Annotated in this window: 17 protein-coding genes and 1 pseudogene; 7 read left to right on the forward strand and 11 right to left on the reverse strand. The window is 58.8% G+C overall.

The genetic code is table 11. From position 1 onward, the window contains the following. Window positions 1-12: 12 nt before the first annotated feature. The 3 genes from ACA060_RS11820 to ACA060_RS11830 form a co-directional block, all read right to left on the reverse strand. A complete protein-coding gene (locus ACA060_RS11820) occupies window positions 13-237 on the reverse strand; it encodes a hypothetical protein (protein WP_497317399.1) in 225 nt (74 codons plus the stop codon). A 108-nt stretch (window positions 238-345) separates the two neighbouring features. After that, window positions 346-1,080 (reverse strand): substrate-binding periplasmic protein, encoded by a 735-nt coding sequence (locus tag ACA060_RS11825; protein WP_497317401.1) that lies wholly within the window; start codon window positions 1,078-1,080, stop codon window positions 346-348. Between the two features lie 255 nt (window positions 1,081-1,335). Continuing rightward, window positions 1,336-1,716 carry a hypothetical protein gene (locus tag ACA060_RS11830; protein WP_497317403.1) on the reverse strand — a complete coding sequence of 127 codons (381 nt, stop codon included), beginning with the start codon at window positions 1,714-1,716 and terminating at the stop codon, window positions 1,336-1,338. A gap of 92 nt (window positions 1,717-1,808) precedes the next feature. Here ACA060_RS11830 and ACA060_RS11835 point away from each other — a divergent pair, with 92 nt between their 5' ends. After that, window positions 1,809-2,036, forward strand: a complete 228-nt coding sequence (locus tag ACA060_RS11835) for a hypothetical protein (protein WP_497317405.1) — start codon at window positions 1,809-1,811, stop codon at window positions 2,034-2,036. Here ACA060_RS11835 and ACA060_RS11840 read toward each other — a convergent pair. Then, window positions 2,024-3,337 carry an ATP-binding protein gene (locus tag ACA060_RS11840; protein ID WP_497317407.1) on the reverse strand — a complete coding sequence of 438 codons (1,314 nt, stop codon included), beginning with the start codon at window positions 3,335-3,337 and terminating at the stop codon, window positions 2,024-2,026. The two genes, ACA060_RS11835 and ACA060_RS11840, sit on opposite strands and share 13 nt — an antisense overlap. Next, window positions 3,334-4,074 (reverse strand): response regulator, encoded by a 741-nt coding sequence (locus ACA060_RS11845; protein WP_219094804.1) that lies wholly within the window; start codon window positions 4,072-4,074, stop codon window positions 3,334-3,336. The genes ACA060_RS11840 and ACA060_RS11845 overlap by 4 nt, the downstream gene beginning before the upstream one ends. A 292-nt stretch (window positions 4,075-4,366) precedes the next feature. On the opposite strand from ACA060_RS11845, the gene ACA060_RS11850 reads away from it, so the two are divergent. Then, the gene (locus ACA060_RS11850; protein ID WP_497317409.1) at window positions 4,367-4,612 is read left to right on the forward strand and encodes a DUF2790 domain-containing protein; all 246 of its coding nucleotides are present in this window, start codon (window positions 4,367-4,369) and stop codon (window positions 4,610-4,612) included. 308 nt (window positions 4,613-4,920) lie between these two features. Here ACA060_RS11850 and ppnN read toward each other — a convergent pair whose 3' ends face one another. Beyond that, the gene (gene ppnN / locus ACA060_RS11855; RefSeq protein WP_497317411.1) at window positions 4,921-6,294 is read right to left on the reverse strand and encodes a nucleotide 5'-monophosphate nucleosidase PpnN; all 1,374 of its coding nucleotides are present in this window, start codon (window positions 6,292-6,294) and stop codon (window positions 4,921-4,923) included. A gap of 226 nt (window positions 6,295-6,520) precedes the next feature. Between ppnN and ACA060_RS11860 the strand changes: the two genes are divergently transcribed. Beyond that, window positions 6,521-7,048: a DUF3087 domain-containing protein gene (locus tag ACA060_RS11860; RefSeq protein WP_497317413.1), complete on the forward strand. Its 528-nt coding sequence runs from the start codon at window positions 6,521-6,523 to the stop codon at window positions 7,046-7,048. Between the two features lie 154 nt (window positions 7,049-7,202). Beyond that, on the forward strand, window positions 7,203-8,780 hold the full coding sequence (locus ACA060_RS11865; protein ID WP_497317415.1) for a sensor domain-containing diguanylate cyclase: 1,578 nt from the start codon (window positions 7,203-7,205) through the stop codon (window positions 8,778-8,780). 50 nt (window positions 8,781-8,830) lie between these two features. Here ACA060_RS11865 and ACA060_RS11870 read toward each other — a convergent pair whose 3' ends face one another. Further along, window positions 8,831-9,205: a DUF2784 domain-containing protein gene (locus tag ACA060_RS11870; protein ID WP_497317417.1), complete on the reverse strand. Its 375-nt coding sequence runs from the start codon at window positions 9,203-9,205 to the stop codon at window positions 8,831-8,833. Between the two features lie 168 nt (window positions 9,206-9,373). Between ACA060_RS11870 and ACA060_RS11875 the strand changes: the two genes are divergently transcribed. The 3 genes from ACA060_RS11875 to ACA060_RS11885 are packed head-to-tail and all read left to right on the forward strand — an operon-like array spanning window position 9,374 to window position 10,597. Continuing rightward, complete coding sequence (locus tag ACA060_RS11875; RefSeq protein ID WP_497317419.1) at window positions 9,374-10,072, forward strand: AzlC family ABC transporter permease; 699 nt, start codon at window positions 9,374-9,376, stop codon at window positions 10,070-10,072. Then, window positions 10,072-10,383: an AzlD domain-containing protein gene (locus ACA060_RS11880; protein ID WP_010455066.1), complete on the forward strand. Its 312-nt coding sequence runs from the start codon at window positions 10,072-10,074 to the stop codon at window positions 10,381-10,383. Before ACA060_RS11875 ends, ACA060_RS11880 begins: the two co-directional genes overlap by 1 nt. Before the next feature lie 55 nt (window positions 10,384-10,438). Then, window positions 10,439-10,597: a hypothetical protein gene (locus ACA060_RS11885; RefSeq protein WP_497317421.1), complete on the forward strand. Its 159-nt coding sequence runs from the start codon at window positions 10,439-10,441 to the stop codon at window positions 10,595-10,597. A gap of 256 nt (window positions 10,598-10,853) precedes the next feature. Here ACA060_RS11885 and ACA060_RS11890 read toward each other — a convergent pair whose 3' ends face one another. The 4 genes and pseudogenes from ACA060_RS11890 to ACA060_RS11905 all read right to left on the reverse strand — a co-directional run. Continuing rightward, entirely contained in the window at window positions 10,854-11,081 is a 228-nt protein-coding gene (locus ACA060_RS11890; RefSeq protein WP_497317423.1) for a DUF6555 family protein, read from the reverse strand. 182 nt (window positions 11,082-11,263) lie between these two features. After that, a complete protein-coding gene (locus ACA060_RS11895) occupies window positions 11,264-11,536 on the reverse strand; it encodes a hypothetical protein (RefSeq protein WP_497317425.1) in 273 nt (90 codons plus the stop codon). Between the two features lie 251 nt (window positions 11,537-11,787). Then, complete coding sequence (locus tag ACA060_RS11900) at window positions 11,788-12,468, reverse strand: SOS response-associated peptidase (protein WP_497317427.1); 681 nt, start codon at window positions 12,466-12,468, stop codon at window positions 11,788-11,790. A 49-nt stretch (window positions 12,469-12,517) separates the two neighbouring features. Continuing rightward, window positions 12,518-12,658, reverse strand: a pseudogene (locus ACA060_RS11905) (ABC transporter ATP-binding protein); the annotation flags it as partial. Between the last annotated feature and the right edge of the window lie 15 nt (window positions 12,659-12,673).

The following is a 12,673-nucleotide window of genomic DNA, read 5'->3' on the forward strand; positions in this document are numbered from 1 at the left end:
CAAAGCCGTTAATCAATAACGCTGATACTTCGAGCCAAACTCAGGGCGGTTTTCAGCGACGTAGAGTTTGCTGGCTTGGTTGTCTTTGTGATCAACACCGACAGTGTTTACGTTCACTGTTGCCGGTTGGCTGACTTTAGCGGCTGCGACAACTTGCGAGGTGGCGTGTGGGGCGGCGATGGCGGAAGTAGCGCCAAGGACCGACAGGGCGAAACCGAGACCGATGATGCTTTTCATGATGTTGCTCCAGTAGAGTGGGGAGAAGATGTGGCCACTGTAGGGCTGGAGCGTCGCAATGAGAAAACACCTTTGCGCATAGTTGTTATCACGCGCGTTGATCCACGGTCAGCGGGGCAGGTTGTCGCTGAGCCAGCGTTGCTTGAGTTGTTCGAGGCGTCCGTCGCGGCTCATTTCCTCCAGGGCCTGCTGCCAGCGCGCCACCTGACGGGCATCGGTGAGCGGAGAAAACGCAATGTAGGCGCCTTGCTTCATCAGCGGCATCTGGTAATGCAGTTGACTCGGCGCCAGACCTTCCTCCCGCGCCAGGGCGGTGATGGAGAGGGTGTCCGCCACTACGAATTCGGTACGCCCCAGGCGCGCCAGACGCATCATTTGTTCGGGCGTTTCCACGCCGTATAGGTTGTTCAAACCCTGCTTCTGCAAGTAGCTGTAGACCAGCCATTTTCGTGGGACAACGATGCGGCCCACGCTAACGGCGTCCTGCAAGCTGCGCACCGGTTGTTGGGCGTCATTGGCGGAGTAGAGCGCCGTTTCCACTTCCATCAACGGGCCGACCCATTGGTACTGGCCATCGCGCTCGGCGGTGCGCAACACGGTAAACACCGCGGTGGCCGGCTCGGTGGCGGCGACACGCAAGGCGCGTAGCAAAGGGACTTGTTGAAAATGCACCTGGTCGCCGGCGCTTTCGGCCAGCGCCTGCACCACATCTACACCGAACCCCACCAGTTGGTTGCCTTGCTGGAAATGCAGGGGCGGATGGTTGTCGGTGAGCAGGTTCAGATCAGCCGCCACCGCAGTGAATGTCAGGATAGACAGCAGGCAACCGGCAATGCGCTTCATGAATCGTCCTTGATTGAATGAGGTGCAAATCTTAGTACGGGTGTATTCAGCTGTCTCGGGAATTTGTCGGACTATTTCGACAGATTTCAGGATTTATGGCTTTAGTGCAGGAACATAGGCAAAACACTAAACAACTGTGGGAGCGGGCTTGAACGCGAAGAGGTCCTGTCAGTCGACATCATTGCCGTCTGACACACCGCTTTCGCGAGCAAGCCCGCTCCCACATTTCGATCTCTGCTGTGTTGTCGAGCTTGCTCAGTAACGCTGATATTTCGAACCGAACTCAGGGCGGTTTTCTGCGACGACCACACCCCCTTGTACGGCATTCTTCGGGCTGATCAGCGCGACACGTTCGCGCAGTTCTTGCAGACGCTCAGCACCGCCTTCAGCGACGCGGTTCTCGATCAGGCGATCGGAGCCGCCTTCAGCGACACGGTTCTTTTGCAGGTTTTCAGAGCCATATTCAGCGACGCGATTCTGTTGCAGGCGGTCCGAACCACCTTCCACCAGCAGTTGCTGGATCTGGCTGTGGGACGCAGCGCTTGAGGTATTCGCCGATGCCAGGTTCGACAGGCCGAGACCGCCTACCAGTGCCAGACCGAGTGCCAGGGACGAGACTTTCGAGAAGTTGAACATGGTTGATTCTCCGTGCGCTTGAGTGTGTGGGTCGGTAGCTGCTGCTATCCGGTGAACACAGTTAAACGCCGGGGTGTATCGGTGATGTGTGCTTGAACGAGCTGAAATCGGCTTCTACGTATCCGTTCGGGGTTCTTATACAGACGGATACAAAACCCTTGAGATTTTTGAGCAGCGGTCGTAGTCCTGTGGTTCCGCGTGAATCGCTTTTCGTAGGAGCCAGGCTTGCCGGCGAAGGCAATCTTGAGGACGCCTTCGCCGGCAAGCCTGGCTCCTACAAGGGCGATTTGCGGTTGCCCGGTGAGATCTACACGCTGTGAGGGCCGAGGGTGAGTTCGGCGCACAAGCCGCCGCCTTCGCGGTTGCTCAGCGTCAGCGAGCCGCCGATGGCCATGGCCAGTTGTTGCGCGATGGCCAGGCCCAGGCCGGTGCCGCCGGTGTTGCGGTTGCGCGAGTTTTCGACGCGGTAGAACGGCATCAGGACTTGCGCCAATTCTTCTTCGGCAATCCCCGGCCCTCGGTCCAGCACCTTTATTGAATGGCTGCCGTCGGCCTTCGATACCACCTGCAATTCGGCGGCACCGGCGAACTTCAGCGCGTTATCCGTCAGGTTGACCAGTACCCGGCGCAGGGCATGCGGGCGCGTGTCGATGACCCCGGCGTTGTCGCCGCTAAGCTCCACGGCCTTGCCCATGTCCTGATAGTCGTAGACCAGGCTGTTGAGGAACGAGTCCAGATTGATCCGGCAACTGGCTTCGGTGGAACCGTGAACGCTGCGGGCATAGGCCACGCCTTCGCGCACCAGGTGCTCGATTTCGCTGAGGTCGTTGGAGAGTTTTTCTTTCTCGCTGGAATCGTCCATGAATTCGGCCCGCAGTTTCATGCGGGTGATCGGGGTTTGCAGGTCATGGGAAATCGCCGCCAGCAGTTGCATGCGTTCTTTCAGGTAGGCGGCAATGCGCGCCTGCATGGCATTGAACGCCCTGGCGGCATGGGCGACTTCGGTCGGGCCTTTTTCGTCCAGATGCACCGCGTGGGTGTTCGGGTCCAGGGTGTCGACTGCTTGAGCGAGGCGGGTGAGGGGGCGGATGGCGACCCGTACCGCGAGCCAGGTGCAGATCAATAGAAGGGTCAGTTGCACCAATAGCACCATCGGCAACCAGGAGGACAGCGGCATCACGGACGGCCGGACGTCGATGGTCAGCGGGCTGCCGTCGGCGAGTTTCAGATGGGCCTGGAAATGCTGCTGCGCGCCTTCGATGCGAGTGAAGGTGAGGGCATATTGCTCACCAACAGCGTCCTGGATGGACTGCACCGCGTCGTGGGCATCCTTGAGATTGATTGGCGTGCCTGGCAAGCCTTCGCCCAGCGAATAGCGATAGGTGCGGCGCTCGAAGCGGGGCACCCAATCAGCGCGCTCGGCGGCCGGCAAGCGGTCGAGGATCGAGACCGCGATCGACACGTCGTTTTCCAGATTACCCAGCAACATCGCCTCGGCGCTGCGATAACGTTCGTAGAACTGCACGCCGAAGGACAAGCCGTGGGCGACGATCAGGCCCGCCAGGAAAATCAGCGACAACCGGGACGCCAGCGTACGCGGCCAATACAGGGCTGGCTTCATGATTCTGCGCCGAGCAATTCCACGGGGTAGGAGAAGACGTAGCCTTCGCTGCGCACGGTCTTGATGTAGGTCGACTCCCGGGAGTCATCCATCAGCCGTTGGCGCAGGCGGCTCACCAGCAAGTCGATGGAGCGGTCGAACAGGTCGGCATCGCGGCCCTGGGTGAGGTTGAGCAACTGGTCGCGGCTGAGCACGCGCTGCGGGTGATCGAGGAACACCCGGAGCAAGCGGTATTCGGCGCCACTGAGCGCGACCATCGTGCCGTCTTCGTCCAGCAAATGGCGGGCGGTGGTGTCCAGGCGCCAGCGGCCGAAGCCCAGCAACCGACCGCTTTCGGTGATGAGCAGGTTGGGCGGCAGCATCCGGGTGCGGCGCAGCACGGCGTTGATCCGTGCCAACAGTTCGCGGGCGGCGAACGGCTTGGTCAGGTAGTCGTCGGCGCCCATTTCCAGGCCGAGGATGCGGTCGGTTTCGTCGTTGCGGGCGGTGAGCATCAGGATCGGCGTGGCCTTGTGCTTGCCCGAGCGCAGCTCGCGGCACAGCAGCAGGCCGTCATCGCCGGGCATCATGATGTCGAGCACGATCAGGTCCACGGTGTTGGTTTCCAGAAAGCTGCGCATTTGCCGGCCGTCGGCGACCACCGTGGTGCGCAGGCCGTTCTTCTTCAGGTAATTACCGACCAGTTCGCGGATCTCGCGATCGTCGTCAACGATCAGGATGTGGTTCACGTGTTCCATTGCTCAACCCTCTTGTTATTCGCACGTCGCGCATTCTAGGGAGCCGCACCGCGCCTGCCTGCCGGCCTTTGTATCTCACTGTATCTGGAGGCGACTTTGATACATGGGCATACAAGGCGGCTTTTTTCAGGTGTGGGTGTATCGAACTGTATCGGGTGCCCCGTGTGACACCTTACACCTTGATAATCCCGGTTTTGCGACACATGGCAGATACCTCGGGCCGGTTAAATGGGTTCCATCGAGGCAGGATGACTTGCCTCGCTCCACTGCCCATCGACTTAGAGGACAGATCATGAATTGGAACAAATTGGTTGCCGCTGGCTTCTTTGCTGTCCTGAACGTTGCGGCGTTTTCGGCGCATGCGGATGTTCAGGCTCGCAGCAGCCACCTGGACATCAAGAAGGTGATTTCAACTGTAGAAGATGGCGGGGCGAATTGCGGGATTGTGAATGCGCGGATGACGTATCTGGATTCGAGCGGTACGCAGAAGGTGCTGGATTACAGCAAGTTCGCGGCGTGTGGCAATCAGGGCGGTTGACCTAGGCGGCCTGTCAGCCGACCAATCTCTTTCAGATGTACACACAATCCTTGTGGGAGCTGGCTTGCCTGCGATGGCGGTCTGACATCCAGCATTTATGCCGGCTAACACACCGCCATCGCGGGCAAGCCACGCTCCCACAGGGGGAAATGAGTCGTGCACAAAACTGGCGTTCGACACCGCTTTACTGTGGGAGCGAGCCTGCTCGCGATGAGGCCTTGTCATTCAACATTAATGTTGGATGACACTCCGCCATCGCGAGCAGGCTGGCTCCCACAGTGGATTGGGTGTTTGTCAGGCGCCGTTTATTACGCAACTACCTGATAACACGGCACATAAGCCGCGCCACCCGGCAGTTTCATCCGGTGCTGCGCAACGAAGGCCTTGAGCAGTTGATCCAGCGGATGCATGACCGCTGCATCGCCCCGGATCTGGTACGGCCCGTGTTCTTCGATCAGGCGGATGCCCTTGTCCTTGACGTTGCCGGCGACGATGCCGGAGAACGCGCGGCGCAGGTTGGCAGCCAGTTCGTGGGGGGGCAGGTCGCGGCTGAGTTTCAGGTTGGCCATGTTTTCGTGGGTCGGGTCGAACGGGCGCTGGAAGCCTTCGTCGATTTTCAGCAGCCAGTTGAAATGGAACGCGTCATTGCGCTCGCGGCGGAACTGTTTGACCGCTTTGAGGCCTTGGGTCATGTGCCGCGCGACTTCGGCCGGGTCGTCGATGATGATTTCGTAGTGTTGTTTCGCGGCGTCACCCAAGGTCGCGCCGACGAACGCGTCCAGTTGTTCCAGATACGGAGCCGCATGTTTCGGCCCGGTGAGGACGACCGGGAAGGGCACGCCGGCGTTGTCCGGGTGCATCAGGATGCCGAGGAGGTACAGGAACTCTTCGGCCGTGCCGGCGCCGCCCGGGAAAATGATGATGCCGTGGCCCACGCGCACGAAGGCTTCCAGACGTTTTTCGATGTCTGGCAGGATCACCAGCTCGTTGACGATCGGGTTCGGCGCTTCGGCGGCGATGATGCCGGGCTCGGTCAGGCCGAGGTAGCGGCCACCGTGGATACGCTGTTTGGCGTGGGCGATGGTCGCGCCTTTCATCGGGCCTTTCATCACGCCAGGGCCGCAACCGGTGCAGATGTCGAGGCTGCGCAGGCCCAGTTCGTGGCCGACTTTCTTGGTGTATTTGTATTCTTCGGTGTTGATCGAGTGGCCGCCCCAACACACCACGATCTTCGGTTCGACGCCGGGGCGCAGGGTGCGGGCGTTGCGCAGCAGGTGGAAGACGTAGTCGCTGATGCCCTGGGAGGTGCTCAGGTCGATGCGCTGGGCGTCGAGTTCGTTTTCGGTGTAGACGATGTCACGCAGGGCGCTGAACAGCATTTCCCGGGTGCTGGCGATCATTTCGCCGTCGACGAAGGCGTCGGCCGGGGCGTTCAGCAGTTCCAGGCGCACGCCCCGGTCCTGCTGGTGGATGCGGATTTCGAAGTCTTTATAGGCTTCGAGGATGGTCTTGGCGTTATCAACATGGGCGCCGGTATTGAGGATGGCCAGGGCGCACTGGCGGAATAAGGTGTAGGTGCTGCCGGATCCGGCTTCGCTCAGTTGCTGTACTTCACGTTGAGAAAGGGTTTCCAGGCTGCCTTTAGGGCTGACGGAGGCGTTGATTACTTGTCGTTGGGTCATTCAATGATCCTTAAAACGATGCCGTTCATACCCGCAAATGGCATCCGAATAGTATGTATCCATGAAAGAAGATGGCACGAACTGCGCGGTATCGCCATGTTCCCCGATTGACGATGAAAAGATGAAGAGGCGCCCAGCATAGCTAAATCCTGCGCAGGGGCGATAATGCCCCGCAGTCTTTTTGCTCACCGAGCCTTTTACCATTGATGCAAGGAACCCCGTCACGATGTTCGAAATCCAGCCGATGAACGCCGAACGCTTTCGACAACAGACGCGACGCAGTACGGTGATTATTGCCCTGATTTTCCTGGCCCTGGCGATGGTGCTGTCCACCACGGCGGTGGCGTTGTTCGGTGAACCCGGGGGCGACAATCTGCGGTTTAACGTCGGCGGCGTGTTTGTCGCGGTGTTGGCGATGGTGGCGCTGATGCGCGGCACGTTCTGGTCTCAGGCGTGGATGGCGCCGGCGGTGTATGGCTGGCAGCTCAAGCGCAGCCTGATGAGCATCACCAATGTGATGCATCAGTTGACGGCGGCGGTAGAGGCGGGTGATCCGACGGCCATGAAACTGCTGCGTTTCTACCACCTTGGCTTGAGCCAGATGCACGAACTGGATGGCAATTCCAGCGATCATGGCCAGTTGATCCGGGAAATGGAGCAACACAAGGCGCGAATGGAAGCGCTGGGACTCGACACCGAACAGACGCAGTTGAATCCCGCCTGGCTTGAAGCGATCAAGCAGACGTCGAATTAAAATCCGTGGTGTGGCTCATCACCCCGACATAAACCCTTCACAACGCTAACAGATCGCCTATCTTGTTTCTGATGGGGCACCGCGATCCACAACTGGATGGGGCTAAAAGGGCGAACGGGAAAAGTCGCCATGTCATAACGATTCAGGGAGCGTCATGGGACATCCGTCCATCAACGACCGAATTGAACACACCCGGCCCACCTTGCCTTGGGAGCCCGAACCGATTGAGTCCCGACTCAGGGTTCGCTATGCGGTTGTCCTGCTCGTGGCGGTGTGTCTGTCGTTAACGACCATTGTGATCTGGGAAGCCTGGAGCTCACGTCAGTACCATTTGCATGACAAAGAAGTGGCGATGTCCAACCTGGCCCAGACCTTGGCATCGCAAGCGCAATCGTCGATCAAGCAGGCCGATACGCTGCTGTTTACCTTGGTGGACCGCATCGAAAATGAGGGCGTGAACCCGGCGCAGTTGCCCAGATTCAGACGTTTGCTCGCCACCCAGCGCAGTGAGCTGGCCCAGCTCCATGGCTTGTTCGTATTTGACGAAAAAGGCGGGTGGATCGCCAATTCCAACGGCGCGGATATGCCCGGTGCGAACAATTCCGACCGTGAATATTTCATTTACCATCGTGATCATCCTGACCGAGGCCCCCACATCGGTCCGTCGATCAAGAGTCGCTCGACCAGCGAATGGATCATGACCGTGTCACGCAGGATCAACCACCCGGATGGCAGTTTCGCCGGTGTGGCGCTGGCAACGATCTACCTCACCCATTTCCTCGGGCTGTACGACAGCATCGACATGGGCAAGAACGGCGTGATCAACCTGATCGCCGACGACGCCAGCATCGTCGTTCGCCGACCATTCAACGAAGCAGAAGTGGGCACCAGCGTCGCCAAGGGGCCGCTGTTTATGCAGCTGTTGCCCAAGGGCAATTCCGGCACGGCCACCGTCAAGTCTTATGTGGATGGTGTCGAGCGCGTGGTCGGGTTCCGACGAGTCGATGGTTATCCGCTGATCGTCTTCGCCGGCCTGGACAAGCAAGACGTCCTGGCCGGTTGGCGCGAGGAGTCAATCCTCAGCGCCGGCATCGTGCTATTGCTGCTGGTGTTTCTAGGAGGGCTCGGTTATCGCCTGATTCGCTTCATGAAGCAGCAGAATCACATTCAAAGCGTATTGCTCGATGCCCAAGAGAAGCTCATCGAGGTCAACCGCAGCCTTGAATTGCTGGCGCTCGAAGACGCACTGACCGGGCTTTCCAACCGGCGTCAGTTCGATCTGTTTATTCTCGCGGAAATGGGCCGTGCCCGGCGCACGGTGACTCACCTCGCCATGCTGATGATAGATGTCGATCACTTCAAGAGCTTCAACGATCGATACGGGCACGTGGCAGGCGATGAGTGCCTGCGCAAAATCAGCGCGATCATCAAGGACAACATCAAGCGCCCCGGCGATCTGGCCGCCCGCTATGGCGGCGAGGAGTTTACGGTGGTGCTGCCCGGCACCGATTATGTGGGGGCGTTCCTGGTCGCGGAAAAAATCCGCCGCGCGGTCCAGCAGGCCAGTATCGAACACAGCGAATGCCCGGAAGGGACGGTGACCGTCAGTGTGGGAGTCTGCGCCTACAACCCGGCCTCGCAGGATCAGCCCGACGACCTGGTCAGCGCTGCGGACAAGGCCTTGTATGTGGCCAAGGCCAGTGGACGGAACATGAGCGTCATTGCCAACTGAATTCAAACGAAGCGATCACTACTTTTTTTTCTCTGTCCTCGGCGGGTGTTTCAGGCAGCTCGGCGTAACTTCCACAACCTGATCAGCCGAAGATAGACCACGACGTTGATCACCAGCACCACACTGCCCAGCGCCAGTTGAATCGCGGGTGTCAGCCCGGCCGGGTAGATGACCGGCCACACGTAATGTTCAATGAAACCACCGCCGTAACCGGTTTGCCCGGCGGCCTGGCGCATGAGGTTTTCCCATTGCGTCAGCGGGCATGGCAGGTGAAAAACCTCCACACTCACGCCCCACACAGCCGCGGGCAGGTGCCACCAGATCAGGGGGCGCCATTTGAGCACCAGCAGCCCGCCGAACAGCACGAACAGAATGAACAGCAAGTGAAACAGCACCAGCCCATCGGCGGCGATCCGGTAAAGCATGTCGACTCCCTGACGCATTAGGCGAATAGCTCCATGGTACTCGCGTTCTCTTCATTACAGCGGTTCAGCGCCATTTGGCAGGCGTTGCCCGCAAGTGCGCAAGATTGTTCAAGCCATCGACCGCAACTGCTGGCACAGTCTGGCGTCTTTCCCTGGTTGTAGAGCGTTATGTCGAACTCACTCATGCCGCGCAGTGCCTTTCTTCGCGGCGCCGTAGCGATCATGCCGTTGTCCCTGGCGACTGCGCCCTGGGGGTTGCTGGCCGGGTCCATGGCCATCGAGGCCAATCTCACGCCGCTGCAAGGTCAGGGCTTGTCGAGCATCGTGTTTGCCGGTGCCGCGCAACTGGTGGCCATCGGCATGCTCAAGGGCGGTGCCGGGATCTTTTCGATTCTGCTGACCACGCTGCTGCTGACCTCGCAGCATTTGCTGTACGGGATGAGCATGCGTTCGGTGATTTCACCGCTGCCGGGCCGTTGGCGTGTGGGGCTGGGCTTTTTGCTAACTGATGAGCTGTTCGCCCTGACCAGCCAGCATGACAAGCAGCAGTTCAATCGCTGGTATGCCCTGGGCGTGGGCCTGACGTTCTACATCGCCTGGAACCTGTTCACGCTCGCGGGCATTGTGCTCGGCAGCAGCATTCCCGGCCTCGAACACCTGGGGCTGGACTTTTCCATTGCGGCGACTTTTATCGCCCTGATCACCCCGGTGGTGCGCAACGTGCCGACGGTGGTCTGCGTCGCGGTTTCGCTGTTTTGTTCGGTGCTGTTCAGCTACTGGCAGTGGGGCTCGGCGCTGGTGCTGTCGGGATTGGCGGGTATGACTGCAGGCTTCATCTGCAACAAATTCTACATGGGGCGCACATGATGGTCTGGGCTGTGATTATCGGGATGGGTGTGCTCGTCTTTCTGAACCGCTACGTGTTCCTCGAACCTCGACTGCCGCTGCGCCTGAGCAGCAATGCCCGGCAGTTCCTCGGTTTTGCCGTGCCGGGGATGTTGACCGCGATCTGCGGACCGATCGTGTTCATGCCGGACAAACAGCTGAATCTGCAGTGGGACAATCCGTACCTGATCAGTTCGCTGGTGGCGGTGGGGTTGGTGCTGTACACCCGCAATACCTTGCTCAGCATGTTGTTGAGCATGGGGTTTTTCTTTTTGCTGCGTTGGTGGCTTTGAGTCGGGCTTTGGAAATTGTTCTACGCTTAAAGGGGATTCCCTTCAGGAGGTGAGCATGGCTAACGAACCTAAGCGGCGTACGGATCTGAATGAAGAAGAGGATGAACCCACGGAGGAAGAACTCGAGCGGCAGAGGCGTTCAAGCCAGACCTGGAAACATGACGACAGTCGAGAGCTGTCAGACCGTGACGAAGAGCGTCCACTGAAGCCTTGAGCGGTCAGCACAAACCAAAAGCTCGCGATCAAGCGCAATGTTGTTCACTCAATCTTCAATCGAGCAAGAAACCTGTGGCGAGGGAGCTTGCTCCCGCTTGAGTGCGCAGCACTCACAACAATCGGCATGGTTATCACATTTTGGGGCCGCTACGCAGCCCAGCGGGAGCAAGCTCCCTCGCCACAAAGACAGGCGTGCCTGAAGTACTGTGATTGAGTGAACAGCGCTGCGCAATCAAGCGCAGCGGATCAAGGGGTCAGATCGCCTCATTCCAGCGTATCTGCGTGATGCCCCATTGTTGAGCAGTCAACCGCGCCGCTTCGAGAGAGGCATGTGCGGCGATCTTTCGCTCGGATTGCGGAAAGGCATGCGCGGAGGCCGAATGAATCGCGTCCACGTCGGAGAACTGTTCAGCCAGTTTGAAAAAGTGCTGACGAACGCCGTTGAGCAAATAGTGCACGGCATAGGGAACGAGTTCGCTCATGTATTCCTCCTTAACTGCGCAGGGCTCTGGTTCAGTCTTCGAATGGGTCATTGAAAAAATCTGCGGTGTCATCCTTGCGCAGATAATGAAGGTTGAAAAAAAAGAGGCCCGGTGGCCTCTTCTTCAGAGTGCAAGGGTTTCCGGTTCGTTCAGTCGTGAGTTGAACTGAACCGTGTATCACTTTAAAGATCTTCCAGTGGCGGAAAATCCGGGTGGGAGGCCCGATAGCCCAACGTCTTGTCGATCCAGGCATTCAGCTCGTTGACCATGACCGGCGGTTTGCCGGAGTAGGCCGCGAGGGTGGAACGCAGGATGTCGTTAATATTGGGAATGGAACGCAGGTTTCGGGTCTTTATGTATTGCCCGATAAAACAGTCAAGTTGAAAGCGTTCTGTCAACGACAGGTACACGCAGTCCAGACCGCTGACTTGATTAATTACAAGATCGTCGCGCAACTTAGTTCTCTGCAAGGCTTGTTAGATTTCGGGATTTCCTTGTTTATTGACTCTTTGGTCAATTGGGTGCTGCCGAGGGAAATGCGGCGCGCATGCTAGCTGTAGCGTTTCTAAATGTATGCACGATGATTCAATTGTCAGACAAGCGGTTAATGCGTCCTTTTGCTGCATTCCGCCAAGTGTTTCTATTATGAAACAGTGTGCGTAACGTCTATCTCGTTTGGTTATTCAGGCTCAGGAATGGATCCACTTTAAACCAGCTTGTTAATCAAAATCGCACCCTGGTTCCTGACATTTCCCACCGCTTTATCGACCCTGTACCACTCGAACACTTCGCTGGCTTCACCTTGCATCAGCACCATCTGCTCGGCGCGCTCTTTGGGTGTGGCCGGGTCCAGCCATTCACGGGCCAGTACCGCTGACAACACCACCGGTCGCCGGTCATGAATGTCGAGCATGCCGCCGGCGCTGTCCGCGGTGATGATGACAAAACCGTCGCCTTCCTTTTGCTCGCTGCCACTCGATGGGAACTGGCCGATCGCCGCGCAGCAGATCGGCGCCCGATCCCGTCGACGAATCAGCCACGGTTGCCTCGTCGAATCGCCGGCATCCACCCATTCGAACCAGTTGTCGATCGGCACAATCGCACGGTGCGGCCAGATCGCCCGGAAAAACGGGCCATGAGCGACTTTTTCGACCCGGGCGTTGATCGGCGCCGCGCGATCCTTCGCCCAATGCGGCCGCCATCCCCAGCGCACCGAATCGGCGTGCAACCCGTCGGGCTCAAGGTGCAGCAGGGCGAGCTGGGTAGTAGGCGCGGCATTGTAGCGGGCCAGCGGTTCATCACCGACATGGTTGATCAGCGCGTCGGGAATGCTCAGCACCGCGACAAAGTCGTGGATGCCACGGTACTGCGAGAGTCGTCCGCACATCGGCTGATCTCCGGCTGGAAAGCGCTGGCTGGAGCGTTCAGCTTAGTCTTCAAATCACAGGGGCACGCTGCAACTCGGTCAGCGACAACGCCTTCAGTTGCGCGAGCAACGGGTCCCGCCGGTCACGAGGATGTGGCAATTCCACAGCCAGCTCCTGACGAATGCTGCTCGGGCGAGCTACGAGGGTGAGCGCTGGAACCAAACA

This window comes from Pseudomonas sp. LBUM1671 (genome assembly GCF_059695685.1).